The 25,937-nt window shown below is 40.9% G+C and carries 22 protein-coding genes and 1 riboswitch; of the genes, 21 read left to right on the top strand and 1 reads right to left on the bottom strand.

Annotated elements, in window-relative coordinates; translation table 11 throughout:
• Positions 1–578 precede the first annotated feature (578 nt).
• Entirely contained in the window at positions 579–2,072 is a 1,494-nt protein-coding gene (locus ACTWQM_RS13650; protein ID WP_443258715.1) for a class I adenylate-forming enzyme family protein, read from the top strand.
• A 607-nt stretch (positions 2,073–2,679) separates the two neighbouring features.
• A complete protein-coding gene (locus ACTWQM_RS13655) occupies positions 2,680–3,390 on the top strand; it encodes an MOSC domain-containing protein (RefSeq protein ID WP_443258716.1) in 711 nt (236 codons plus the stop codon).
• On the opposite strand, the gene ACTWQM_RS13660 is transcribed toward ACTWQM_RS13655, so the two are convergent.
• Positions 3,387–3,821 (bottom strand): Hsp20/alpha crystallin family protein, encoded by a 435-nt coding sequence (locus tag ACTWQM_RS13660; protein WP_443258717.1) that lies wholly within the window; start codon positions 3,819–3,821, stop codon positions 3,387–3,389. The two genes, ACTWQM_RS13655 and ACTWQM_RS13660, sit on opposite strands and share 4 nt — an antisense overlap.
• 119 nt (positions 3,822–3,940) lie before the next feature.
• On the opposite strand from ACTWQM_RS13660, the gene ACTWQM_RS13665 reads away from it, so the two are divergent.
• The 19 genes from ACTWQM_RS13665 (at position 3,941) to pcrA (ending at position 25,937) form a co-directional block, all read left to right on the top strand.
• The gene (locus tag ACTWQM_RS13665) at positions 3,941–4,564 is read left to right on the top strand and encodes a DUF2179 domain-containing protein (protein ID WP_443258718.1); all 624 of its coding nucleotides are present in this window, start codon (positions 3,941–3,943) and stop codon (positions 4,562–4,564) included.
• 315 nt (positions 4,565–4,879) lie between these two features.
• Entirely contained in the window at positions 4,880–5,755 is an 876-nt protein-coding gene (locus tag ACTWQM_RS13670) for an SDR family oxidoreductase (RefSeq protein WP_443258719.1), read from the top strand.
• Between the two features lie 95 nt (positions 5,756–5,850).
• Positions 5,851–5,950: riboswitch (purine riboswitch) on the top strand.
• Positions 5,951–6,143: 193 nt separating this feature from the next.
• Positions 6,144–6,635, top strand: a complete 492-nt coding sequence (purE, locus tag ACTWQM_RS13675) for a 5-(carboxyamino)imidazole ribonucleotide mutase (RefSeq protein WP_443258870.1) — start codon at positions 6,144–6,146, stop codon at positions 6,633–6,635.
• Complete coding sequence (gene purK / locus ACTWQM_RS13680) at positions 6,622–7,752, top strand: 5-(carboxyamino)imidazole ribonucleotide synthase (RefSeq protein ID WP_443258720.1); 1,131 nt, start codon at positions 6,622–6,624, stop codon at positions 7,750–7,752. The genes purE and purK overlap by 14 nt, the downstream gene beginning before the upstream one ends.
• Positions 7,749–9,050: an adenylosuccinate lyase gene (gene purB, locus ACTWQM_RS13685; protein WP_443258721.1), complete on the top strand. Its 1,302-nt coding sequence runs from the start codon at positions 7,749–7,751 to the stop codon at positions 9,048–9,050. The genes purK and purB overlap by 4 nt, the downstream gene beginning before the upstream one ends.
• Positions 9,050–9,763, top strand: coding sequence for a phosphoribosylaminoimidazolesuccinocarboxamide synthase (gene purC / locus ACTWQM_RS13690; RefSeq protein WP_443258722.1), 714 nt, complete (start codon positions 9,050–9,052; stop codon positions 9,761–9,763). Before purB ends, purC begins: the two co-directional genes overlap by 1 nt.
• Positions 9,760–10,011: a phosphoribosylformylglycinamidine synthase subunit PurS gene (purS, locus tag ACTWQM_RS13695; protein ID WP_443258723.1), complete on the top strand. Its 252-nt coding sequence runs from the start codon at positions 9,760–9,762 to the stop codon at positions 10,009–10,011. Before purC ends, purS begins: the two co-directional genes overlap by 4 nt.
• Entirely contained in the window at positions 10,008–10,691 is a 684-nt protein-coding gene (gene purQ / locus ACTWQM_RS13700; RefSeq protein ID WP_443258724.1) for a phosphoribosylformylglycinamidine synthase subunit PurQ, read from the top strand. Before purS ends, purQ begins: the two co-directional genes overlap by 4 nt.
• A complete protein-coding gene (purL, locus tag ACTWQM_RS13705; RefSeq protein WP_443258725.1) occupies positions 10,675–12,903 on the top strand; it encodes a phosphoribosylformylglycinamidine synthase subunit PurL in 2,229 nt (742 codons plus the stop codon). The genes purQ and purL overlap by 17 nt, the downstream gene beginning before the upstream one ends.
• Positions 12,879–14,285 (top strand): amidophosphoribosyltransferase, encoded by a 1,407-nt coding sequence (gene purF, locus ACTWQM_RS13710; protein WP_443258726.1) that lies wholly within the window; start codon positions 12,879–12,881, stop codon positions 14,283–14,285. The genes purL and purF overlap by 25 nt, the downstream gene beginning before the upstream one ends.
• Positions 14,286–14,315: 30 nt before the next feature.
• On the top strand, positions 14,316–15,335 hold the full coding sequence (purM, locus tag ACTWQM_RS13715; protein ID WP_443258727.1) for a phosphoribosylformylglycinamidine cyclo-ligase: 1,020 nt from the start codon (positions 14,316–14,318) through the stop codon (positions 15,333–15,335).
• Positions 15,332–15,892 (top strand): phosphoribosylglycinamide formyltransferase, encoded by a 561-nt coding sequence (gene purN, locus ACTWQM_RS13720; protein WP_443258728.1) that lies wholly within the window; start codon positions 15,332–15,334, stop codon positions 15,890–15,892. The genes purM and purN overlap by 4 nt, the downstream gene beginning before the upstream one ends.
• A gap of 215 nt (positions 15,893–16,107) precedes the next feature.
• A complete protein-coding gene (gene purH / locus ACTWQM_RS13725) occupies positions 16,108–17,631 on the top strand; it encodes a bifunctional phosphoribosylaminoimidazolecarboxamide formyltransferase/IMP cyclohydrolase (RefSeq protein ID WP_443258729.1) in 1,524 nt (507 codons plus the stop codon).
• Between the two features lie 18 nt (positions 17,632–17,649).
• Entirely contained in the window at positions 17,650–18,897 is a 1,248-nt protein-coding gene (gene purD / locus ACTWQM_RS13730) for a phosphoribosylamine--glycine ligase (RefSeq protein WP_443258730.1), read from the top strand.
• A 165-nt stretch (positions 18,898–19,062) separates the two neighbouring features.
• Positions 19,063–20,805: an adenine deaminase C-terminal domain-containing protein gene (locus tag ACTWQM_RS13735; RefSeq protein WP_443258731.1), complete on the top strand. Its 1,743-nt coding sequence runs from the start codon at positions 19,063–19,065 to the stop codon at positions 20,803–20,805.
• 48 nt (positions 20,806–20,853) lie between these two features.
• Complete coding sequence (locus ACTWQM_RS13740; protein ID WP_443258732.1) at positions 20,854–21,918, top strand: DUF3048 domain-containing protein; 1,065 nt, start codon at positions 20,854–20,856, stop codon at positions 21,916–21,918.
• A 21-nt stretch (positions 21,919–21,939) separates the two neighbouring features.
• Entirely contained in the window at positions 21,940–22,239 is a 300-nt protein-coding gene (locus ACTWQM_RS13745; RefSeq protein ID WP_443258733.1) for a YerC/YecD family TrpR-related protein, read from the top strand.
• A gap of 779 nt (positions 22,240–23,018) precedes the next feature.
• Positions 23,019–23,702 carry a heptaprenylglyceryl phosphate synthase gene (locus ACTWQM_RS13750; RefSeq protein ID WP_443258871.1) on the top strand — a complete coding sequence of 228 codons (684 nt, stop codon included), beginning with the start codon at positions 23,019–23,021 and terminating at the stop codon, positions 23,700–23,702.
• Positions 23,703–23,723: 21 nt separating this feature from the next.
• Positions 23,724–25,937 carry a DNA helicase PcrA gene (gene pcrA / locus ACTWQM_RS13755; RefSeq protein ID WP_443258872.1) on the top strand — a complete coding sequence of 738 codons (2,214 nt, stop codon included), beginning with the start codon at positions 23,724–23,726 and terminating at the stop codon, positions 25,935–25,937.

Genomic DNA, 25,937 nt, shown 5'->3' on the forward strand with positions numbered 1-25,937 from the left:
TTGTGGAGTGTTCCAGTATTGGGGCACTCTTTTTTAACAGGTAAGATAGTATTAAAAATGCACAAAAGATATAAAGTGCGACATAAATTAAATATTTAGTGTGGTTCCCTAACCGCGCAGTTGGAATATACTCGCGCACCTAGGGCTCACCACGAGCCTCCGACGCACAGGACGTGGCTTACTTAGTCTGCCTCGCTCGCAAAGAACGCTCCCTGTGGGGTCTCTTAGGCTTCACTGTCCCACAGGAGTCTCGCATATTCCATCTGCTGGTTTAGATGGTCTGAAATCTTGTTTATATCATCACAACATGCATTTATTTTTTTGAATAAGTGAGCAAACCCCAGCGTAGTGTATTTCCGGAGCGGTGTCATTGCAGATAAATTATTTTTCATATTGTTCACATCATATATCTGATACGAATTTGTTCATTAAAGATAAGGCGGTTAGGACTGGAAGGGTTTGCCCGGTTTTTTTAATGGATTAAGCTGAAATTCACATTGATAAACTGTAACTATCATGTAACTCGAACATTCTATACTTATAATAATATATTTAGAGATGCAAATGGAGGGGTAGCGATGCATTGTGCATTAGATTGGTTTCAAAGTCGGGTAGATTTATTTCCTGAAAAAAAGGCTGTGGTTGATGCAAAAACAAATCAATCCTGGACATATAAACAGCTTAACGAACGAGCAGAGCGGTTAGCACAATATCTTATCGAAAATGATATACAAAAGGGCGATAGAATTGCATTGTTAGCACCTAACCATATCAGTTATTTTGACTTTGTATTCGCCTGCATGAAAATAGGGACTGTGTTTGTTCCACTAAATTGGCGATTATCAACCGATGAACTGTCATACGTAATCAGGGATTGTTCACCAAAATTAATGGGGATTGATCCACAATTTCAGGATAATATAATTAATCCTGAGATTGATAGTATGTTAATAGATATCGATAATAATAACTATATAAATCGTCTGCCAACCTCTGGTGCTTTATCAAAGGCATATGAACCAGCAGAAACCGATGCACTAGCCATGATTTACACTGGGGGAACAACCGGTAAACCAAAAGGTGCCGTCCTATCACATCGGTCAATTTTATGGAATGCAATGAACACGATCATAAGCTGGAATTTAACAAGCGAAGACATAACATTAACTTGTCTGCCGATGTTTCATACAGGTGGACTAAACGTTTTGTCATTGCCGCTGATGCTTGTTGGAGGAAGGGTTGTCATATCGCCGGAATTTGAAGCATCTACAGCAGTAAATGATCTGATTACATATGAATGTACGATTGTGCTATGTGTACCGACGATGTATCACATGATGATTCGTACGAAAGAATTCCAGCAAGAAAGCTTTCCGGATATGAAAGTTTTCCTTTCTGGCGGTGCACCTTGTCCCTATAAGATTTACAAGGCTTTTCATAAAAAAGGAATTCCATTTAAGGAAGGTTACGGATTAACTGAAGCGGGACCGAATAATTTTTATATAGACCCTGAAGATACAGAACGAAAAGTGGGTTCAGTTGGGAAACCTATGCTTTTCAATGATATAAAGATTATTTCCGAAAATGGGGATAAAGCTCATGGATGTGATGTTGGTGAACTCTTAATACGCGGATATCATTCGTTCGAATATTATTGGAATAAGCAGGAACAAACTGAACGGACAATAATTGATGGCTGGGTGTATACCGGAGATCTGGCAAGACAGGATGAAGAAGGCTATGTGTATATTGTAGGGCGCAAGAAAGATATGATCATTACCGGGGGAGAGAATGTCTATCCTTTGGAAATAGAGCACTGGATCGAGACTAATGAAACTGTAAGTGAAGCTGCTGTACTGGGTCTACCCGATGAAAAGTGGGGAGAAATCGTTGTAGCATTTGTTGTGCCCACTGAAAAGATAACTGAAACAGAGTTAAAAGTGTACTGCGAAAATAAATTGACCAAATATAAAGTACCTAAGAAATTCGTGCTGCTGGATGAGCTGCCCAAAACCCACGTAGGGAAAATAAACAAAGCGGAATTGAAAGACAAAGTAATGGAAATGAATTAGAAGAGAACACGGAATCCTGATTAAAGTGGTTTAGTTACGGAGTACAACACCCAATTGTACCCTTAATTAAACCGCTTTTTCTATGTGAAATAGCAATAAGGGTACCTCTTGATTTTAGGACTGCAACTCCCATTCTGCAAATGAACAATCAAGCTTTTCGTTTGTACCCTCGATTGGTAGATATCTAGTGAAGCTAGTCGATATCCTGCAATTAAGGTTGATATACTGTATTCCAAGTTGATATATCACAAATTGGGTTGATATAGCATGTTTCAAGTTGATATCTAACGATTGGAATTGATATACCGTATTTTAGGTTGATATAACAGATCCCAGGTTGATAAGAGAGGCCAAATAAGAGTTCTAATACTGCTTGAGCTTTTTACTGGCTATGTTAGATAGAATTTTTTGAGACTTTTATTGAAAAGCGGGATAGCAAATCCTCGCTGAGACCGACGAACGAGGATCCTCGCAAGTTTGATCGCAGAAATCAAGCATATCCCTTCAAATCATACCAACTGAATAATTTAAATCCAAAGGCTCCGTGCTATTTTCATTTTCTCAACATTAAAGATACAATGTAGAGAGAAAGAGGTGACGGGGCACGATGACTAAACCTTATGTAGATAGAATATTAACTGGAAAAGTAAAGCATTTAGGGGACGCTCATGCAGAAAATCGTATGGATAGGCCTTGGGAGACTGGCATTTTTAAGAGTGAATCAGATGACAGAATATGGCTTGGAACCACCGGGTTTACTGACGATGAAGTAGCGGACAAGAAAAACCATGGTGGTCCAGAAAAAGCTGTGTTTGCTTATCCGAAAGAACATTATTCATACTGGCAGATGGATTTAGAATTAGATTCAATTGGAATTGGTGCAATGGGTGAGAATTTGTCACTAAATAATTCAGATGAGTTCACTGTTTGCATAGGTGATACGTATCAATTCGGTGAAAGCGTTATTCAGGTTGCACAACCTCGAAAGCCCTGTTGGAAGCCAGCCCGTCGTTTTCGTATACTGGACTTCGCGTTACGTATACAAAGAAGTGGACGGACAGGCTGGTATTTCCGAGTGCTGCAGGAAGGATATGTCGAATCGGGACTTGAGCTTGAATTAATCGAACGGCCATACCCCCAGTGGACAATTGCTGCCTGTAACGAGGTCATGTATGTGAACAAGGATGATTTGAAATTGGCTGATGAACTTGCTTCATGTGAGTTGTTGTCCGATAATTGGAAAAAAGCGCTAAATAAGAGGCTGAGAGGTAAGCGTTCATCAGTTAAAAAGCGTGTGTTTGGGCCGAATAAAGTCTAATCTTCTTCTACTATTTGGACATTTACTTTATTCCGGCCACTTTCATCCGATATAAGTCTATGCAGCTGAATAAATACTAAACCATCTTTATATGTTGCGTTTATTTTATCTCTTCGTACGGGAAATGGTAACGTTATTTCACGTTCAAACACACCTTGAAGTATTTCTTCTTTGACCACAGTACCTCCTGTATAGGAAATGTCTATAGCACCTTTAAGTTCCAGTTTTGCGTAATCTACATAGATATCAACTTTGTTTAAATCGGTTAGACCTGGGATATTAACAATGCATATAAGTTCATGATCATACTGGTAGATGTTAACCTGTGGAATCGTGGGTTTTATAACCCCTTCAAATTCACTCCAGAATTGATCACCAAAAAAATGATCCATATTCTTTCGCCAATCAGCCATTTGTTTAAAAGGATCCATGAAGACACCTCGTTTAAAGTTGGATAGAATTACTTTATAATGTATGCATTAGCTGGGCATTAGGTGAGTATTATGAAAGTGAACGTATTTCTGCAGTAAGAGGTCAAGGAGGGTTAATGTTGCTGGAAAATGCATATATCATGGTGGCAATCATTCTTATCATAAATATTGTGTATGTATCGTTATCAACGATTCGCATGATTCTGACACTAAAAGGACGACGGTATATAGCTGCATTTGTTAGTATGTTTGAAGTGGTTATTTATGTAGTAGGACTAGGACTGGTTTTGGATAATTTAAATGAAATACAAAACCTTATAGCGTATGCGCTCGGTTTTGGAATTGGCGTTATTGTCGGTACAAAAATTGAGGAAAAGCTTGCATTGGGCTATATTACGGTTAATGTTATTTCGTCCGATCCGAATATCGAGTTCACCAGAAAGCTAAGGGATAAAGGCTATGGCGTGACAAGTTGGTTTGCCTATGGAATGGAAGGGGATCGTCTTGCAATGCAAATACTGACACCTAGAAAATATGAGCTGATCTTATATGAAACAATTAAAGAAATAGATCCTAAAGCATTTATCATTTCGTATGAGCCGAAGCAGATTACCGGCGGTTTCTGGGTCAAGCAAGTACGTAAAGGGCGGTTGTTTAATCAGAAAAAGGACTATCCAGGTGAAGTAAAACCACAAGAGGAACAACAGCCTCCAAAGCAAAATGACGAGAATCTAAAAGAATAATAAGCAGAAAATAGAACAGGTTGCAGCCTGTTCTATTTTCTTTCTATAACCATAATCGATTCCTGACTGGAAAAAGTGTCATCTTATTGTAAATTTTTTTAAACAGTTTCTCAGCAGATGAGAAAGTATAACTACTTTCTTACTGCATAAGTGCAAATAAGCGATAAGACAAGTTTTCTAAGGAAATAGCTTTTTAATGCCACTAGTAGTGTTGCTCATTCGATTGTAGTTATAGAAGAGAGATTCAGCGAACACCTGCCTCCAGAACAGAATACGTTACATCAAATGTTCTATTAATCAGGAGGAGTGCTTTTAATGAACAATCAACAAGATGGAAATACCTTTCCGCACCAACATCAGGACCAACAGCCGGGTATCGAGTCACTTATGTTGCCTGAGCCGATTGTGGAGGATCCGAACTATACTGGTGCTAATAAGTTAACGGGAAAGGTTGCTATTATAACTGGTGGAGACAGCGGAATTGGAGCAGCTGCCGCAATAGCCTTTGCAAAGGAAGGCGCAAATATTGTTATTGCATACTACTACCATTATGAGGATGGGGACGCCTACAGAACAAAACGGCATATTGAGCAGCTTGGACAACGGTGTCTTTTAATTGTAGGCGACTTACGTGATCAGCAGCATTGTCAGAACGTTGTACAACAGACAATCGACCATTTTGGCAAAATCGATATTTTAGTCAATAATCATGGTGTACAGTTTCCTCAGGATAGTTTGCTAGATATATCAGCGGATCAATGGGATGCTACGTTTCAAACGAATATTTACGCATTCTTTTATATGACAAAAGCTGCCTTGCCATATTTAGGCGAAGGAAATACAATTATTAACACTGCATCTGTAGTAGCCTATGAAGGAAATGAGAAGTTAATCGACTACAGTGCTACAAAAGGTGCAATCGTTGGCTTCACGCGTGCTTTATCACAAAATATTATTGGTCAGGGAATCCGTGTCAATGCGGTGGCACCTGGACCGATTTGGACACCGCTAATACCATCAAGCTTTTCAGGTGAGTACATTGCAACGAAATTTGGCACTGATGTACCTATCAAACGAGCTGGTCAACCTTATGAGCTAGCGCCTGCATATGTATATCTTGCTTCTGAAGATTCCTCTTATGTTTCTGGTCAGGTTATTCATGTTAATGGCGGAAAAATGGTCAGTTCCTAAGTAAGTCAGTAATAAAATCCGAACATTAGATGGGATTTATTTATTATCGTTCGATATTTATTGACATTATAGAGGCTGGTTTGATATGCTGAAATCAACAAATAAATACGGTTCCTCATATATTTTTGAGAATATGGCTCAAAAGTTTCTACCAAGCACCATAAATGCTGGACTATGAGGGAGGATGAATCGTTGTATAGCAACGGTCCGTTTAAGATGTCGTGAAAAAAGTCTATTCATCTTCTCTCAAGTTTTTGAGGGAGAGGAATAGGCTTTTTTAGCAGTTAAGAAAGTATAACTCCTTTCTTACTGCATAAGTGCAACTAAGGCAATTCGCCCAAAGTTTTGGCGATAAGCTAACTTTTCTAATCAGGGAGAGAGGGATTTGATGGTACAAGTTGGAGTGATAATGGGAAGTATATCAGATTGGCAAACAATGCAGCATGCATGCGATATGTTGAGCAAGCTTGACATTCCATATGAGAAGGATGTGATTTCAGCTCATCGTACGCCAGATGAAATGTTTATGTATGCCAAATCCGCACGTGAACGTGGTTTGAAGGTAATCATTGCTGGAGCAGGTGGTGCAGCGCATTTACCTGGAATGATAGCAGCTCAAACGACGTTACCTGTTATTGGAGTTCCTGTCCAAAGTAAAGCACTTAATGGTCTGGATTCGCTTCTTTCTATCGTGCAGATGCCTGGCGGGGTGCCAACTGCAACGGTTGCAATTGGCAATTCAGGTGCGAAAAACGCAGGAATTATTGCCGCCCAAATTATTGGATCTTTTGAAGAAAAGGTAGCAGATAGACTGGAGACATATCGTAAAGAATTACAAGCAAATGTAGCAGAAATGAGGGAAGATCTTGCAAAAGAATAAGGTAATCCTTCCACCTCAAACAATCGGAATCATTGGCGGCGGACAGCTTGGGCGTATGATGGCAATTGCAGCAAAATATATGGGATATAAAATTGCGGTCCTTGATCCGACACCAAACTGTCCGACTGCTCAGGTAGCAGATCAGCAAATTACTGCGCCCTACGATGATATGAATGGTATTAAGAAGTTATCGGAACTAAGTGATGTTGTGACATATGAATTTGAAAATGTTGATCTTGATGCTGCGGGATATATCGAGCGGCAAGGTAAGCTGCCACAAGGAGCATACCCTTTGGAAGTCACCCAAAACCGGGAAAAAGAGAAAAAAATCATGAAGAATGCAAATTTACCAGTACCTGATTTTTCAATAGTCTCAAATGGTGAAGATGTGAATAAAGCTTTGAAAACTATGCCATTTCCAGCGGTAATTAAAACATGCAGCGGCGGTTACGATGGCAAAGGACAGCTTAAACTAAATTCAATGGACGATATTCCAGCTGCTTGTGAATTTGCTGATCAAAATAGCACATGCATTATCGAACAGTGGATACCGTTTGATAAGGAGATTTCAGTCGTTTTCACCCGTACAAAGTCAGGTGATATTACTTTTTTCCCAATTGCAGAGAATAAGCATCAAGACCACATTTTATATCAAACAACGGTACCGGCATTAATTAGTGAAACCGTTAATGAAAAAGCTGTCGATGCAGCAAAAGTACTTGCGGAAAAAATGAACATTGTCGGTACATTTGCGCTTGAAATGTTCGTTAAGGATGAAGAAATTTTTCTCAATGAAATGGCACCAAGACCGCACAATTCTGGACACTACACCATTGAAGCATGTAATATTTCACAATTTCAGCAGCATATTCGAGCAATTTGCGGGTTAAGCCTAATGCCAATTACATTGCTGCAGCCTGCTGGAATGGTAAATATACTTGGTGACGATATGAATGATGTTTTACGAATGTTGCCTGGATTGAATAACGGCTTTATTCATTTGTACGGGAAAGAAGGCGTGAAGGTCAAACGTAAAATGGGGCACATTACGTTTATTGCAAAAACACAGGAAGAAGTTCGTGTAAGACTTACTGCATACGAGGAGGCAAAACAATGATTGAACGCTATACGCGAGAAGAAATGGGTGCAATATGGACAGAGGAAAATAAGTTCAACGCATGGTTGGAGGTGGAAATCTTAGCATGTGAAGCCTGGAGCGATTTAGGGGTTATTCCGGCTGAGGACGTGAAAAAGATTCGTCAACATGCATCATTTAACCTTGAGCGGATTTATGAAATTGAACAGGAAACACGACATGATGTGGTTGCATTTACGCGTGCGGTTTCCGAAACGCTTGGTGATGAACGCAAATGGGTCCATTATGGCTTAACCTCCACAGATGTAGTCGATACGGCACTATCCTATCAATTGAAACAAGCAAATGAAATTATCCGAAAAGACCTTCATGCATTTATTGAAATACTGAAAAATAAAGCTATCGAACATAAACATACTGTCATGATGGGAAGAACACATGGCGTCCATGCTGAGCCTACAACATTTGGCTTGAAATTGGCTCTTTGGTATGAGGAGATGACACGGAACTTGGAGCGCTTTGAAATGGCTGCAAAAGGCGTGGAGTTTGGGAAACTTTCAGGAGCAGTTGGAACGTATGCAAATATTGATCCATTCGTTGAACAGTATGTCTGTGAAAAACTTGGGCTGACTCCAGCACCTGTCTCAACGCAGACATTACAGCGTGATCGTCATGCTGCATACGTATCTGCACTCACGCTTGCTGCAACTTCAGTCGAAAAATTTGCCACTGAAATCCGTGGCCTGCAGAAGACAGAAACACGCGAGGTTGAAGAGTTCTTTGCTAAAGGCCAAAAGGGATCTTCCGCAATGCCGCATAAACGCAACCCAATTGGATCGGAAAACATGACCGGGATGGCCCGGGTATTACGTGGCCAAATGGTAACAGCATTCGAAAATGTTTCATTGTGGCATGAACGTGATATTTCCCATTCTTCAGCAGAACGCGTTATTTTACCAGATACAACAATCGCTTTGAACTATATGCTGAATCGCTTCTCCAACATCGTTAAAAAGCTAACTGTTTTTCCGGAAAACATGAAACGAAACATCGATAAAACACATGGTGTTATTTTTTCACAGCGTGTGCTTCTGGCATTAATTGAAAAAGGTATGGCCCGCGAAGTTGCTTATGACATTGTACAGCCAAAGGCAATGCATGCATGGGAGACTGAAACTCATTTTAAACAATTGGTTGAGGCTGATGAACAGATTAGTACGAAACTGTCACAAGCTGAAATCGACGATTGTTTTGATTATACGTACCACCTTAAAAATGTGGATGCAATTTTTAACCGAATCGGACTTGAGGTGAAATGATGAAAGCTGATCTGTTATACGAGGGAAAAGCAAAGCGTGTCTACCAGGCAAAGGATAAACCAGGACAACTAGTGCTGGCTTACAAAAATGATGCAACAGCTTTTAATGGAGAGAAGAAGGCGTCGTTTACAGGCAAAGGACAATTGAACAATGATATATCGTCACTTATTTTTCCACTTCTTCATGACAAAAATATTCAGACTCATTTTATTGAAAGATTAAGTGAAACAGAACAGCTTGTCCATCAAACAGAAATCATTCCATTGGAAGTTGTTGTACGTAACTTGGCAACAGGAAGTATTACAAAGCGTCTGGGGATTGAAGAGAGAACAGCGTTTAACCCACCGATTATTGAACTTTTTTATAAAGATGACGAATTGGGGGACCCGCTAATTAATGATGAGCATGCGCTTTTCTTAAGTGATGTCACATCTAGTGAATTACAGGAAGTTAAAGAGAAAGCATTGGAAATTAATAAGCAGTTAACTGCAGTATTCAAGGAAATAGATGTTGAATTGGTAGATTTTAAACTTGAATTTGGACGCTTGGCAAGTGGTTGCATTGTGCTTGCAGATGAAATCTCGCCAGATACATGCAGACTTTGGGACAGTACTACACATGAAAAATTGGATAAGGATGTATTTCGCCAAGGTACTGGTGATTTGCTCGAAGTTTATCAGGAAATTTATCAGCGATTGGAGGCAAAATCATGAAAAAAATTACTGTGCACGTTACGTTAAAACAAGGTGTACTCGACCCTCAAGGGAAGGCAATTCAAACATCGTTACATTCGTTAGGTTTTCCGGAAGTAGAAGAAGCCCGGGTAGGTAAGTACATTGAATTGACCATGGAGGACGACGCTGATATTGAAGCACGTGTCAAAGCGATGTGCGACAAACTCCTGGCAAATCCGGTAATTGAAGATTATCGATTTAATGTGGAGGAGGCTGTCCAATCGTGAAGTTTGCTGTAATCGTTTTTCCGGGGTCGAATTGTGATCGTGATATGTATCATGCTGCAAAAGATGTTCTGAAAGAAGATGCTGATTTAGTATGGTATGAAAATAGCAATCTCGAAAACTATGACGGAGTTCTTTTACCTGGTGGTTTTTCGTATGGAGACTACCTTCGCTCAGGTGCAGTTGCTTCAACGTCGAATGTGATGCAGCAGATTAAAGCACATGCTGAAAAAGGCAAGCCGGTTTTAGGGGTTTGTAATGGATTCCAAATTTTACTCGAAGCAGGACTTTTGCCAGGTGCAATGCTCCGTAACAAGAATCTGGCATTCATGTGCCATCAGGAGCCAATGGTTGTGGCGAACAATAAAACACAGTTTACTACGGGATATGGTAAAGGAGAAATCGTTCGTTTTCCAATTGCACATGGTGAAGGAAACTATTTTTGCGATGAACAGACATTAGCCGATTTAAAAGCAAATAATCAAATCGTCTTTACGTACGAAAAGAATCCAAATGGGTCGATTGCAGATATTGCCGGAATTATTAATGAGCAAGGCAATGTTCTTGGCATGATGCCACATCCGGAGCGGGCCGTTGAAGAGCTGCTGGGCAGTGATGATGGACTTAGATTATTTCAGTCAGTAGTCAAAAATTGGAGGGAATCCTATGTTGTTAACAGGTGAAATCAGCCCGGAGAAAATCGAACAGGAACAGTTATACCTGGATATGGGGTTAAGCAATCAAGAGTATGACATGGTGAAAAATATCCTAAAACGTAGGCCGAACTTTACCGAGACAGGAATTTTTTCCGTCATGTGGTCCGAACATTGCAGCTATAAAACGTCAAAGCCACTGTTAAGTAAATTCCCAACTAAGGGTTCACATGTTTTGCAAGGGCCTGGTGAAGGTGCTGGCGTTATTGATATCGGGGATGATCAGGCGGTTGTTTTTAAAATAGAAAGTCATAATCACCCGTCAGCAGTGGAGCCATACCAAGGTGCTGCAACTGGAGTTGGCGGTATTATCCGGGATGTTTTCTCGATGGGCGCGCGACCGATTGCCTTGATGAACTCTTTGCGCTTTGGAAACCTTACAACAGACCGTGTGAGGTATCTGTTCCAGGAAGTCGTTCATGGCATCGCGGGTTATGGCAACTGTGTCGGTGTCCCAACAGTTGGTGGAGAGGTACAGTTTGATGATAGCTATGAGGATAACCCGCTTGTAAATGCAATGTGCATAGGATTGATAAATCATGATGAAATCCAAAAGGGCATCGCAGCAGGTGTTGGGAATACAGTAATTTATGCTGGTGCAGCAACTGGAAGGGACGGCATCCATGGCGCGACATTTGCTTCAGGTGACTTAGCTGAGGATTCGGATAAAGATCGTCCGGCAGTACAGGTTGGCGATCCATTTATGGAAAAACTATTAATTGAGGCATGCCTGGAAGTTATTCATTCCGATGCATTAGTAGGAATGCAGGACATGGGAGCGGCAGGACTTACATCGTCGGCAAGTGAAATGGCGAGTAAGGCTGATACTGGATTGGAAATGAATTTGGACCTTGTACCACAGCGCGAGCAAAATATGAATGCATATGAATTAATGCTTTCTGAATCCCAGGAACGGATGCTGCTTGTTGTGAAGCAGGGACGTGAACAGGAAATTATTGATATATTCGAAAAATATGGACTTGAGGCAACTGCAGTTGGTGAGGTTATCAAGGAAAAGGTGTTTCGCCTTAAACAGCATGGCTCACTTGTTGCAGATATTCCAGTTGATGCACTTGCAGAGGAAGCCCCAGTTTATCAGATGCCATCAAAGGAAGCGGCATATGTGAAAGCATTTCAGGAAATGGAAAACGAAATTCCCGTAGTCGATAATCATGCTGAAATGTTAAAGCAACTTTTGCAGCAGCCTACTATCGCAAGCAAAGAATCTGTGTATGACCAATATGACTCAATGGTTCAAACGAACACAGTTGTAACACCTGGATCTGACGCAGCAGTTGTACGTATTAAAGGAACAGATAAAGCCTTAGCGATTACGACCGATTGTAATTCCCGTTATATTTACCTTGATCCAGAAACTGGCGGGAAAATTGCAGTTGCAGAGGCGACGCGGAACTTAGTTTGTTCAGGAGCTCGTCCATTAGGTTTAACGGATGGTTTAAATTTTGGGAACCCAACTAATCCGGAAGTCTTTTGGCAAATGGAAAAGAGTGTTGAGGGGATGAGTGAAGCTTCGCGCATTCTTGATACACCAGTCATTAGCGGGAATGTTTCATTATATAACCAGTCTAAAGGGAATTCAATCTTTCCGACACCGGTCGTTGGAATGGTCGGACTAATTGAATCACTTGATCATCTAACGCCAAGCTTTTTCCAGGAAGCTGGGGATGTCATTTATTTAATTGGTGAAACAAAGGCTGAGTTTGGCGGCAGTGAGCTGCAGAATATTATCCAAGGAAAATACGAAGGAAGAGCGCCATCAATTGATTTACAAATAGAAGCAGAACGTCAGAAGCAATTATTGAAAGCCATCCGGCAGGGCGTAGTTCAATCAGCCCATGATTTGGCTGAAGGTGGATTAGGCGTAGCGCTAGCTGAAGGTACTTTTAACGGAAAAGGACTCGGGATAGATGTGGAAGTCTCTGGAAATCCAACTGCTGCATTATTCAGCGAGTCACAATCGAGATTTCTTGTCACTGTCAAAGCTGAGGATAAAGAGCAGTTTGAAAAAATAATCGATCATGCAACAGAGATTGGCTCTGTAACGAGTAATGATGAATTTTTCGTCAGGACCAATGACAGGGTTGTTATTGAGGAAGATGCTAGAGCACTTCACGAATTATGGAAAGGAGCTATTCCATGCTTGCTGAAATCAAAGGCATAAACGAAGAATGCGGTGTATTTGGAATTTGGGGTCATGAAAAGGCAGCAGAACTCACGTATTATGGACTACATTCGATGCAGCATCGCGGACAGGAAGGTGCTGGGATTGTTGTAAATAATGGCATGGAATTAAAAGTGCATAAAGGGTTAGGTTTAGTCAATGACGTGTTCAAGCATGCGAATTTTTCCGAACTGACAGGGAATGTAGCTGTTGGGCATGTTCGTTACTCCACACAAGGTGGAAAGGGACTCGAAAATGTCCAGCCATTACTGTTCCGTTCGCAGACTGGCAGTATGGCTTTAGCACATAACGGGAATCTCATGAACGAACAAAAACTGCGAGGAGAGCTTGAGGACGAGGGGAGTATTTTACAAACTTCTTCCGATACAGAAGTACTTGCTCATCTAATTAGACGAAATGGTATGGAAACCAATGAGGAATCTATCTCCAGCGCGCTTAATAAAGTTGTTGGAGCATATGCTTATTTAATTTTAAAAGAAGATAAGATGTTTGCCGCACTTGACCCAAGTGGCATCAGGCCTTTATCGATCGGAAAACTTGGGGATGCTTATGTTGTTGCTTCTGAAACATGTGCATTCGACCAAATAGGAGCTACTTTTGTGCGTGAAGTTTTACCAGGGGAACTCGTAACAATCAGTGAAAAAGGAATCGAATCAACACGTTTTGCAATGCGTGAGCAACGTAGAATGTGTGCGATGGAGTATGTTTATTTATCGAGACCCGACAGTGACTTAAATGAAGTGAATGTTCATGCTTCACGAAAGCGAATGGGAATGGAGCTTGCCAAGGAGTCTCCTGCTGAGGCAGATATGGTAATTGGTGTTCCGGATTCCAGTATTTCTGCTGCGATTGGCTTTGCCGAAGAAATCGGACTTCCATATGAGATGGGAATTATCAAAAACCGTTATGTGGGAAGAACGTTTATCCAGCCCTCCCAGGAGCTGCGTGAACAAGGTGTGAAAATGAAGCTTGCACCAGTACGTGGAATTGTCGAAGGAAAACGGATTGTGATGATAGATGATTCAATTGTTCGGGGAACAACAAGCAGGCGAATTGTTCAAATGCTGAAAGACGCCGGTGCCAAAGAAGTTCACGTTCGGATTGCCTCACCTTCTATTCAAAATCCGTGCTATTACGGTATCGACATGTCAACACGAAAAGAGTTAATTGCAGCGAACAACTCCATTGTTGAGATTTGTGAAATAATCGGTGCAGAAAGTGTTTCTTATTTATCTATTGATGGATTAGAAAAAGCAATAATAAAGGATAAAACACTCCATCAAGGAATTTGTGCTGCATGTATGACAGGAAACTATCCTGTGAAAGAAAACGAGCAAAGTGAAATTTCTTATACGAGATAATAACAATATTTACTGGAGGATGTGTCAGACATGTCAAACGTTTATAAAGATGCCGGTGTCGATGTTGATAAGGGGTATGAAGCCGTTGAACGAATGAAAAAGCATGTTGCCAAAACATCCCGGCCGGAAGTACTGGGCGGAATTGGCTCGTTTGCTGGTTTGTTTGAGCTATCCTCATTCAATTACAAAGAACCTGTTATGGTTTCAGGGACTGATGGCGTCGGAACCAAGCTGAAACTGGCCTTCCAATTAGGAAAGCATGATACGGTTGGCGAAGATCTAGTTGCTATGTGTGTCAATGATATCGTTGCACAAGGTGCACAGCCATTATTTTTCCTGGATTATATAGCATGTGGTAAAAACAACCCCGAAATGATTGAACAAATTGTTTCTGGAATTTCCAATGGATGTGTTACTGCAGGTGCAGCGTTAATTGGTGGTGAGACTGCTGAAATGCCTGGTATGTATAGTGATGATGAATATGACTTGGCCGGATTTACAGTAGGTATTGCCGAAAAATCCCGCTTAATCACAGGGGACGAAATTACGGCTGGTGATGCTGTTATCGGATTGGCGTCAAGTGGAATTCACTCGAATGGTTATTCATTAGTAAGAAAATTGGTAGAGGATCTTGATTTAACGAAAACATATGAAGGACAGTCAGAGTCCCTTGGAGACACACTATTAACCCCTACCAGGATTTATGCGAAGGCAGTTTCTGCTGTTATAAAAAAAATATCAATCAAAGGAATTTCACATATTACAGGTGGAGGTTTTTACGAAAATCTGCCACGCATGTTGCCTGAAGGACTTGGAGTTGAGATTAATCATTCAAGCTGGCAACGTCCTGCGATATTTTCTTTTTTGCAAAAACAGGGTGATATTCCTGATCAGGATATGTACAGCGTATTTAACATGGGAATTGGTATGGCAATCGTCATTGCCCAGGAAGATGTTGACGACGTATTAAATTGCTTACAGGAACAAGGGGAAACAGCCTCCGTTATAGGGAAGGTTACATCAAACGAAGGGGTGCATTTTACATCATGAAAAAAATAAGGGCGGCTGTATTCGCATCAGGTGCCGGCAGTAATTTTCAGGCAATCATGGAAAAAAACGACCTCCTATGTGAAGTTGCGCTTCTCGTTTGTGACAAACCTGGTGCCAGTGTCCTTGAGAAAGCGGAGAAATTTGGTGTGCCGACCTTCGTTTTTGATTCAGAGGAGTATGCGTCAAAATCAGATTACGAAAAGGATCTTGTTCGCAAGCTGCAACAATCAGATATTTCATGGATATTTTTAGCAGGGTACATGCGAATTGTCGGACCAACACTACTGCGCGCCTATAAAAATAGGATTATTAACATTCATCCGTCAATGCTGCCGGAATTCCCGGGAAAAGATGCAATTGGGCAAGCTTTTAAGGCAGGAGTCAGCGATACTGGTGTGACCGTTCACTTTATTGATGAGGGAATCGATACAGGACCGATAATCGCGCAGGAACCGGTAGAAGTTTTCAAGGATGATACGGTGGAAACGTTAAAAGAGCGAATCCAGCTAGTGGAGCACAGATTGTACCCGATAGTTATCAATCGGCTGATGAAGTGAGGAAGTAAACTCCCGCGACAGCAGCACGGAAACTCGAGCGAACAGCACGGAAACTCGAGCGAGACGTACTGAAACTCGAGCGAGCAGTACCGAAATTCGAGAGAGCAGCACTGGAATTTGAGAGAGCAGCACCGAAACTCGCGCGACAGCAGCCAGAACTCGCGCGACAACAACCCACAACTAACATAATATCCAAACAGTGAGGAGTATTCTACATGAAAAAACGAGCACTAATTAGCGTTTCTGACAAAGCCAACATTACCGAGTTTGCCGATGGACTTGTTGAATTAGGTTATGAAATTATTTCAACAGGCGGTACGCTGAAAAAATTAACTGAAGCAGGTATTCAAGCTATAGCAGTAGAAGATGTAACAGGTTTCCCGGAAATGCTTGGTGGCCGTGTGAAAACTTTGCATCCAATAATTCATGCGGGGTTACTTGCAAAACGCGATAATGATGATCATCAGAAGCAGCTTGCAGAAGGTAACATTCATCCAATAGATATGGTAGTTGTTAACCTTTATCCATTTAAGCAAAAGCTTAGTCAATTGGATGTAACGGAAGAAGAAATCGTTGAAAACATTGATATTGGCGGTCCTACAATGCTACGTGCAGCGGCAAAAAGTTTTGCTGATGTGACGGTTGTTGTTGATCCGGCAGACTACAACAGCACTTTGGATTCTCTACAGGAAAATAGTTTAGATAAAACAGAACGGAAAAAGCTTGCTGCAAAAGTATTCCGCCATACAGCACAATATGATTCAATGATTGCTAGTTATTTTACCGAGGATGCTTTTCCTGAGAATTATACCGTGACATATGAAAAGGCGCAGACCTTACGTTATGGAGAAAACCCACATCAAACAGCCGCATTTTATAAAAACCCAACTGAAACCACAATGAGTCTGGCTTCAGCAAAACAATTGCATGGAAAAGAGCTTTCCTATAACAATATCCAGGATGCAAACGCAGCTCTAGAGATAATCGCTGAATACGAGAGTCCGACTGCAGTGGCCGTTAAGCATATGAATCCATGCGGAATTGGTGTTGCAGAAGGGATTAATCAGGCTTTCTCCAAGGCATATGAAGCTGATTCTGTTTCAATATTTGGCGGGATTGTTGCTTGCAACCGCAAAATTGATGTTGAGTTAGCGACTAAATTAAGCGAAATTTTTCTCGAAATTGTTATTACACCGGAATTTACCGAAGAAGCGTTAGCTATTTTGACGAAAAAGAAAAATATAAGATTACTTGAATTGGCAATAGTTCATGAGCAGTCAACCTATCACAAGCTGACTACGGTAAAAGGCGGCGTCTTAATTCAGAGTAATGATGACGCAGAAATCGATCGAAAGGACCTTACATTTCCAACGGATAAAAAACCTTCTGAAGATGAGGTCAAGGATCTGTTATTTGCTTGGAAAGCCGTAAAGCATGTGAAATCGAATGCTATCGTTCTGGCTAAAGGAATGCAAACGGTTGGTGTTGGTGCAGGGCAAATGAACCGTGTAGGGGCAGCAGGTATTGCGCTTGAACAGGCTGAAGAAAAGGCAAAAGGTGCAGTACTGGCATCAGATGCATTTTTCCCAATGCCAGACACAGTAGAGATAGCTGCAAAGGCTGGTATATCAGCTATTATTCAGCCAGGCGGATCTAAGCGTGACCAGGACTCGATTGATATGTGTAACAAGTACGGAATTTCCATGGTATATACTGGGATACGGCATTTTAAACATTAAACATGAAGGGTGTTCTGAATGAATATATTAGTTGTCGGACGAGGTGGACGTGAACATAGTATCGTAATGAATCTAGCCGAAAGTAATACTATTAATCAGTTATATGCGGCACCAGGTAATGGTGGAATTGCCGAAATGGCCACATGTGTGGAAATTTCAGAAATGGACATCGATCGTTTAGTTGGATTTGCAAAAGAAAATACGATCGACCTCACGATTGTCGGACCAGAGAACCCATTGCTGGCAGGGATTGCTAATCGGTTTCAGGAAGAAAATCTAGCTATTTTTGCCCCGACAAAGGAAGCAGCTTTATTAGAAGGCAGTAAGCAATTTGCGAAAACATTTATGCAAAATTATGACATTCCAACAGCTGAGCATGCTAGCTTCACCGATGCTGATGATGCCAAGAAATATATTGAAGCAAAAGGCGCACCGATTGTAGTGAAAGCAGATGGACTTGCAGCGGGAAAGGGGGTTGTTGTTGCAGAGACAGAAAAAGAGGCAATCGATGCTGTTGATGATATGCTGGTCAACAAGGCTTTTGCTGAAGCGGGCGCAACAATAGTAATTGAAGAATGCCTAATCGGAAAAGAGTTTTCGCTAATGGCATTTGTTCATGAAAATAACGTGTACCCGATGATTCCGGCCCGTGACCACAAACGTGCATATGACGATGACCAAGGTCCAAACACAGGTGGCATGGGTGCTTATGCCCCAGTCCCGGATATCTCCCAGGAAACCCTAGATTATACAGTTGTTAGAATTCTTCAAAAGACCGCCGATGGTTTAATGAATGAAGGGCGACCATTTACAGGAATTTTATATGCAGGACTGATAATGACAGATAATGGCCCGAAAGTAATCGAGTTCAACACGCGTTTTGGTGATCCTGAAACGCAAGTAGTTCTGCCGCTGCTGACAAATGATCTCCTCCAGGTTTTGCGGGATGTGATGAACGGGACTGATCCAGCTCTCGAATGGGAAGAACAGTGCTGTGCTGGAGTGGTAGTTGCGGCAAAAGGCTATCCTGCTTCATACAATAAGGGCATTCCGTTAACTGAAATGCAGCTGAATGGAGATGGGTTTGTTGTTCATGCGGGAACAAAGAAGGCAGACTCAGGTCTTGTTTCCGATGGTGGAAGAGTTCTATTGGTAGGTGCAAAAGGATCAAGTCTATCAAGGGCAGTAGAAGTTTCATATAATTGTTTGGGTTCTCTTGCATTATCAAATGAATTTTTTTACCGGAGAGATATCGGCAAAAAGTAAATAATATGAATGTGCCCAAGACGATATATAAGCTCTTGGGCTGCATTTTTCCTCGTCCCCTTTCCTCACTGTCACAAAAATTTCATTTTAATATACAAAAACTTTACAGTGCTAAAGCGAAAAATATGTTAAGATAGAAAAAATTACACATTGGAGCGTTGCTATATGCTACAAAATGGATACTACTGGAGAAACCGTGAACTAAGAGAACATGTTGCTGTTCTAGATGGAAAAGTGGCACCAACAATTCTTTTAAAGAACGGAACATATTTAAACACATATACGAAGCAATGGTTACGTGCGAACATCTGGATTTTAAATGACCGCATCGTGTATGTAGGGGATAAACTTCCTGAAAATACTAAAACTACCGAAGTAATAGACTGTGAGGGCTTATTTCTTGTGCCTGGGTACATGGAACCGCATGCACATCCATTCCAGCTGTATAATCCCGAATCACTTGCGATGCATGCTGCAAAATATGGAACAACTACATTGATAAATGATAACTTAATGTGGAATTTTTTATTAGATAAAAAGAAAGCGTTTTCGCTGTTGGAGGAGTTCAATAGATTTCCTGTTTCAATGTATTGGTGGGCAAGATTTGATTCCCAAACAGCACTGCAGGATGAGGGAGAACTTTTCAGTACTGAAAATGTGCTATCCTGGTTGGATCATGAATCAGTAGTTCAAGGCGGAGAGCTGACATCATGGCCGAGTCTGCTCGCAGGCGATGACCGTCTGTTGTATTGGATTCAAGAGGCTAGAAGGTTAGGCAAACCGATTGAAGGACATTTACCGGGTGCTTCTGAAAAGACATTAACGAAACTAAAATTGCTGGGTATATCAGCAGAACATGAAGCAATGACAGGCCAGGAAGTTATCAAACGGTTACAGCTTGGCTATCAGGTCGGTCTGCGATATTCATCTATCCGCCCTGACCTGCCAAGTCTAATAGATGAAATTCTTGCAGAGAACCTGCAGACCTTCGATAATATTACCATGACAACTGATGGAGCAACACCATCATTCTATGAAAATGGGGTGATGAATGTTTGTATTGAGATCGCCATTGAAAAAGGTGTCCCAATTGCAGACGCATATCGTATGGCATCCTTTAATGTTGCTAGACATTATGGACTGCACGAGGAACTAGGAAGTATTGCACCGGGCAGAATTGCAAACATTAACTTTATCAGACAAAAGGAAAACCCAAACCCAGTCAGTGTTCTGGCCAAGGGAGAATGGATTGTAAAAGATAATGAGGAACAGCACACAACGCTTAAAATTAACTGGGGAAAATATGATATAGAACCACTTACTTTCGACTGGGATCTGAACATGGAGGATCTGCAATTTTCTGTTCCGATCGGTCTTGAGATGATAAATGAAGTAATTATAAATCCATATCCAATTGAAACAGATGTAACGCTTGATTTAATACCCAATAAATATGATGACGCATTTCTATTATTAGTAGATAGAAATGGAAAATGGCGTGTAAACACTGCGATTAAAGGATTTACAAATCAGTTGGGTGCCTTGGCAAGCTCATTCTCTACAACAGGTGATCTGGTTTTTATCGGTAAAAGTAAACCTGATATGCTGATTGCCTGGGAACGTATGAAGGAACTTGGTGGAGGTATTGTATTGGTTCATGAAGGTGAAATTATTTTTGAATTACCACTTAAATTGTCAGGAAGTATGTTTGCTGGAGACATGAAAGAATTGATGGAAAAAGAAAAACAGCTTAAAAGCTTGCTGAAAGAATTTGGCTATCATTTTACTGACCCAATATATTCCATATTATTCCTGTCTGCAACCCACCTTCCATATATTCGGATTACGCAACAAGGAATTATGGACGTTAAGAAACGTGAAGTACTCTTTCCAGCTAACATGCGATAGCGTATAATGGAAAAAAGATAAAATTTATAAGTTGAAAGAGGTGGGGGTTTGAAGAAATTATTTTATTTCCTGTTATTAATAATGGTTGTATTACTTGCAGCTTGCTCAGACGATAAGCAGGAAGCTGAGGACAATGAAACTAAGGAAAATGCAGTGGAAGAAAAAGATCAAGTGCAAGCTCCTGAGGACAGTGAGAAGGCAAATACATTCCCATTAACAGGTATTAAAACAGACCAAAAAGTTAATGATCGAATTGTTAGTGTCATGGTAAATAACCATACAAAAGCAAGACCGCAATCTGGACTTTCGAAAGCGGACCTTGTTTTCGAATTTCTGGCGGAAGGGCAAATCACGCGCTTTCTGGCTATGTTTCAGAGCGAGAAACCAGATGTTGTTGGACCAGTAAGAAGTGCTCGCGAGTACTATTTTGAAATAGCAGACAGGTATGATGCGTTATATATTTATCATGGAGCAGCAAACTTTATAAATGATATGGTTAAGAATCGCGGTATTGAACACTTGAATGGGTCCATCTATGATAACGATGGCCACTTATTTAAACGTGAAGCTTTCCGCAATGCACCACATAACTCATACTTACAATTTGGAGCAGTATATGATGTAGCATCTCAAAAGGGATATGAAGTAACACATTCTTATGAGCCACTGCCATTTTTATCAGAAGATGAAGCAAAAAGCATCTCAGGCGATGCAGCAAACCATGTCGAAATCATGTATTCTGACAACAGCCCGATGGAAATTGTCGAATATGAATATGACGAAACAAGTGAAAAATATACACGATACAGCGATCAGGAAAAAACAGTCGAATTGAACTCTGAAGAACCGATACAGGTAGACAATATATTTATTGTTGAGACGTATCATGAAGTAATTGATAGTGCAGGTCGACGTGAAATTAATATAACTTCAGGAGGCAATGGATACCTGATTCAAAAAGGAAAGGTTCAGCAAGTCAAATGGGAGAATCGTGACGGGCGAATAATCCCTGTAAAGGATGGGAAGCCAGTTAAATTTGTACCTGGTAAAACATGGGTCAATGTTGTGCCGTCAAGTCCGGGAATTGGGCAATCTGTAAATATTTCGAATTAGTATGAACCAGGGGGTTTCGTTGTGCAAATTGATAAACTACGCGGAAAACAGTTAGATCAAATGTTTGATGCTATTCTGTCACTCAAAGATCGTGAGGAATGCTATAAATTTTTTGATGATATTGCAACAATGTCAGAAATACACTCTATTGCCCAGCGATTGCAAGTTGCAAAAATGTTAACAGAAGGTCACACATACAATGTTATCGAAAATGAAACGAATGCCTCAACCGCCACTATATCACGTGTCCGGCGATGTATTAACTTTGGCAGTGATGGCTATCAGCTCGTTTTGGATCGCATTATGGACGAGGAAGAATAAAACAATGTCGCTATCTCATTGAGGTAGCGTCATTTTTCTCTAAAAGATTGTGCAATTGATATAAACTTCGACACAGACTGTGGTTAACCGATTCGTAGTATTTAGTGTGGCTCTTTGACCACGCACTGGAATATACTCGCGCGCAGAGGGCTCACCACGAGCCACCGACGCATAGGACGTGCTAGTGCAGATATTGCCACAGGACGTGGCGTACTTAGTCTGCCTCGATCGCGAGTATCGCCGCTCCCTGTGGGGTCTCTTAGGATTGCTGTCCCACAGGAGTCTCGCATATTCCAGCTGCTGGTTTAAAGGGAATATTATGAAAGTGTATTTTGCTTTCTTGGAACCCTTTATGCTTAGGATTTAAACTAAATAGTGAAATCCTTAGTTGCATTTATGCAGTAAGAAAGTAGTTATGCTTTATAACTGTGCACAAAAACCAGCGGAGGAAATACATGGAGACTCCTGCGGGAAAAGCAACAGCTGAAGATCCCGCAGGAAGTGGTTTTTGCTTCCGAGGAAGCTGAAGCGTTGCTCGCGGAAAGCGGAATGTATTTCTGAAGCGGTGTGATAGCACTCAAGTATTTTTCCGCATTACTTAGGAGCAATCTTCTCAAAGCAAGATTCCCCATTATTAGCCACCTTCTTAAAAAACTCTAAAAACATTAAACTTTATCCTAATTTCCCTGCCTGATTTTTGGTATACTTTAAGAATGAAATAATATAACGCTGAATGAACTGATCCAATTTTTGAAAATGGAGGATAAACGTTGAATCATATATTGAACGAATGGAAGCACTTATTTAAACTGGATCCTGCTAAAGAGATATCGGATGAGCACATTGACATGATTTGTGAGTCAGGGACTGATGCGGTTATTGTTGGTGGAACTGACAGTGTCACATTGGATGGTGTGCTGGATTTACTCTCACGAATTCGCCGTCATACAGTTCCATGTGCACTGGAAATATCCAATATGGATGCTGTTACACCGGGATTCGATTTTTACTTCATTCCAATGGTTGTCAACAGTACCGAGAAAAAATGGATGATGGATATACAGCATCAAGCAATCAAAGAGTATAAGGATATTATGGACTGGAATGAAATGTTTGTTGAAGGCTATTGTATTTTAAATCAGGAAGCCAAAGCTTTTTCGAAAACAAACTGCGAAATGCCGGATGAAGATGATGTGACAGCATATGCATACATGGCTGAGCGTGTCTTCCATTTGCCAATCTTTTATATGGAATACAGCGGCACATATGGTGACCCGTCACTTGTGAAAAAAGTGAAGGAACAATTGAGTAACACAAAGCTCTTTTACGGTGGAGGCATTGAAAACAGCTTCCAAGCGCGTGAAATGAAAGAACATGCAGATACAATAATAGTGGGAAACAGTATTTATACAGACATAAAAAAAGCATTAAAAACTGTTAAAGCAGTTAACGATATGGATTAAGGTGGTGTCATTGTGAGTCAAATGATGGGTGACTTACTAAGTGGATTAAACAAGGAACAGCAACAGGCAGTTAAACATACAGACGGACCATTACTAATTATGGCAGGAGCGGGAAGTGGCAAAACACGAGTGCTTACACACCGTATAGCCTATTTGCTTCGTGAAAAAGAAGTTTCGCCAAAAAGTGTCCTGGCGATCACATTTACAAATAAAGCAGCACGTGAAATGAAGGACCGTGTACATAAACTTGTTGGAATGGGGAGCGGCCAAATTTGGGTGTCAACCTTCCACTCGATGTGTGTGCGAATTTTACGAAGAGATATTGATCGAATTGGCTATAGCAAAAATTTTACAATTCTTGATAGCAGCGATCAATTATCAGTTATCAAACAAACATTAAAAGATCTTAATATTGATCCGAAAAAGTTCGAGCCGCGTGCTATGCTTGGAGCTATTAGTACAGCAAAAAATGAATTAATAACACCTGAGGAATACAGCAAAAATGTCGGTGACTTTTTCGAGCGGCAAGTCTCACAGGTATACGACAGATATCAGAAAACCCTGCAAAAAAACCAATCACTCGATTTTGATGATTTGATAATGCAGACAATCCACTTGTTCAAAAGGATTCCGGAAGTATTGGAATATTACCAGCGCAGGTTTCAGTATATTCATGTGGATGAGTATCAGGATACAAATCATGCCCAATACTATTTAGTACAGCAGCTGGCAAACCGTTTTCAGAATCTATGTGTTGTTGGTGATTCTGATCAATCCATTTATGGCTGGCGTGGAGCTGACATTGCAAATATCCTGTCCTTTGAAAAAGATTATCCTTCAGCAAGAACCGTTTTCCTTGAACAAAATTACCGTTCGACTAAATCGATTCTTTCTGCAGCGAATAAAGTGATTGAGCATAATTCAGGACGAAAGCCGAAGAACCTCTGGACTGAAAATGCAGAGGGAAAGAACATCCATTATTTTCAAGGTGCAACCGAACAAGAGGAAGCATTGTTTATAACGGATAAAATTCAGGAGTTAATACGTGAGGAAGGCTATTCAGCGAATGATATATCCATATTATACCGAACAAATGCCCAATCACGTGCTGTTGAGGATACTTTTATGAAGTCGAATATTGCCTATCAAATGGTGGGCGGAACAAAGTTCTATGATCGGAAAGAAATTAAGGATATGGTCGCCTACTTGAGGCTAATTACAAATCCTGATGATGATTTGAGCTTTGAACGTGTTGTTAATGCACCAAAACGTGGTATTGGAAAAACTTCAGTAGAAAGATTGCGTGCCTATTCCGCGCAGCATGATATATCATTTTATCAGGCAGTAAAAGAGGTTGATTTTACCGGTGTACCTAAAAAGGCTGCAAACGCGTTAGCTGAATTTGGTAATTTAATTAAAACGCTCACCCAGCAACAGGAGTTTTTAACGGCGACAGATATGGTTGAAGCAATTTTACAACGTACAGGTTATGAACAGGTGCTGAAAAATGAACGAACAATAGAATCACAAAGCCGTATCGAAAACCTCGAAGAATTCAAAACAGTAACACAGGACTTCGAGAAGGTAAGTGAAGATAAAACACTTGTTGCATTTTTGACTGACTTGGCCTTGATTGCTGACTTAGATCGTGTTGATGATGACGAGGACTCCGAAAATGAAGAAAAAATTACTATGATGACATTGCATGCTGCCAAAGGACTGGAATTTCCTGTCGTCTTTTTAATTGGCCTGGAAGAGAATGTGTTTCCACACAGCAGGTCGATGTTTGATAATGAAGAAATGGAAGAAGAGCGACGTTTAGCATACGTTGGAATTACACGAGCTGAACAGCAGCTGTACTTAACACATGCTAAAATGCGTACCCTGTACGGTCGAACAAATATGAATCCAATTAGCCGATTCATCAATGAAATTCCGGAAGAACTCGTCGACGGTATTGAGCAGGCACGTGCTACTATGTATGGTTCTATTTCTAAAACACCAGATAAACCATCACCTGTAAAAAAACGACGTGCCGAAAAAATGCAGAGCACAACTGGTGCCGAGAGTGAATCATGGGGACCAGGTGACAAAGCAAAACACAATAAGTGGGGAGTTGGCACTGTTGTTAAGGTGCAGGGTGAAGGAGAAGCAATGGAAATGGATATCGCCTTTCCAGCGCCAACAGGAATTAAACGTGTGTTAGCCAAATTTGCTCCAATTACGAAAGAATAG

The organism is Virgibacillus sp. L01 (genome assembly GCF_052246775.1).
In the GTDB taxonomy this organism is placed as follows: domain Bacteria; phylum Bacillota; class Bacilli; order Bacillales; family Amphibacillaceae; genus Lentibacillus.

What these genes read in the sequence shown, in the direction of transcription:
- ACTWQM_RS13660 (WP_443258717.1), bottom strand. Translation starts at nt 3,821, where the DNA reads ATGGATCCTTTTAAACAAATGGCTGATTGGCGAAAGAATATGGATCAT.
- purE (WP_443258870.1), top strand. Translation starts at nt 6,144, where the DNA reads ATGGTACAAGTTGGAGTGATAATGGGAAGTATATCAGATTGGCAAACA.
- purS (WP_443258723.1), top strand. Translation starts at nt 9,760, where the DNA reads ATGAAAAAAATTACTGTGCACGTTACGTTAAAACAAGGTGTACTCGAC.
- purN (WP_443258728.1), top strand. Translation starts at nt 15,332, where the DNA reads ATGAAAAAAATAAGGGCGGCTGTATTCGCATCAGGTGCCGGCAGTAAT.
- purH (WP_443258729.1), top strand. Translation starts at nt 16,108, where the DNA reads ATGAAAAAACGAGCACTAATTAGCGTTTCTGACAAAGCCAACATTACC.
- purM (WP_443258727.1), top strand. Translation starts at nt 14,316, where the DNA reads ATGTCAAACGTTTATAAAGATGCCGGTGTCGATGTTGATAAGGGGTAT.
- purC (WP_443258722.1), top strand. Translation starts at nt 9,050, where the DNA reads ATGAAAGCTGATCTGTTATACGAGGGAAAAGCAAAGCGTGTCTACCAG.
- ACTWQM_RS13735 (WP_443258731.1), top strand. Translation starts at nt 19,063, where the DNA reads ATGCTACAAAATGGATACTACTGGAGAAACCGTGAACTAAGAGAACAT.
- ACTWQM_RS13655 (WP_443258716.1), top strand. Translation starts at nt 2,680, where the DNA reads ATGACTAAACCTTATGTAGATAGAATATTAACTGGAAAAGTAAAGCAT.
- ACTWQM_RS13650 (WP_443258715.1), top strand. Translation starts at nt 579, where the DNA reads ATGCATTGTGCATTAGATTGGTTTCAAAGTCGGGTAGATTTATTTCCT.
- purL (WP_443258725.1), top strand. Translation starts at nt 10,675, where the DNA reads ATGTTGTTAACAGGTGAAATCAGCCCGGAGAAAATCGAACAGGAACAG.
- pcrA (WP_443258872.1), top strand. Translation starts at nt 23,724, where the DNA reads ATGATGGGTGACTTACTAAGTGGATTAAACAAGGAACAGCAACAGGCA.
- ACTWQM_RS13670 (WP_443258719.1), top strand. Translation starts at nt 4,880, where the DNA reads ATGAACAATCAACAAGATGGAAATACCTTTCCGCACCAACATCAGGAC.
- purB (WP_443258721.1), top strand. Translation starts at nt 7,749, where the DNA reads ATGATTGAACGCTATACGCGAGAAGAAATGGGTGCAATATGGACAGAG.
- purF (WP_443258726.1), top strand. Translation starts at nt 12,879, where the DNA reads ATGCTTGCTGAAATCAAAGGCATAAACGAAGAATGCGGTGTATTTGGA.
- purD (WP_443258730.1), top strand. Translation starts at nt 17,650, where the DNA reads ATGAATATATTAGTTGTCGGACGAGGTGGACGTGAACATAGTATCGTA.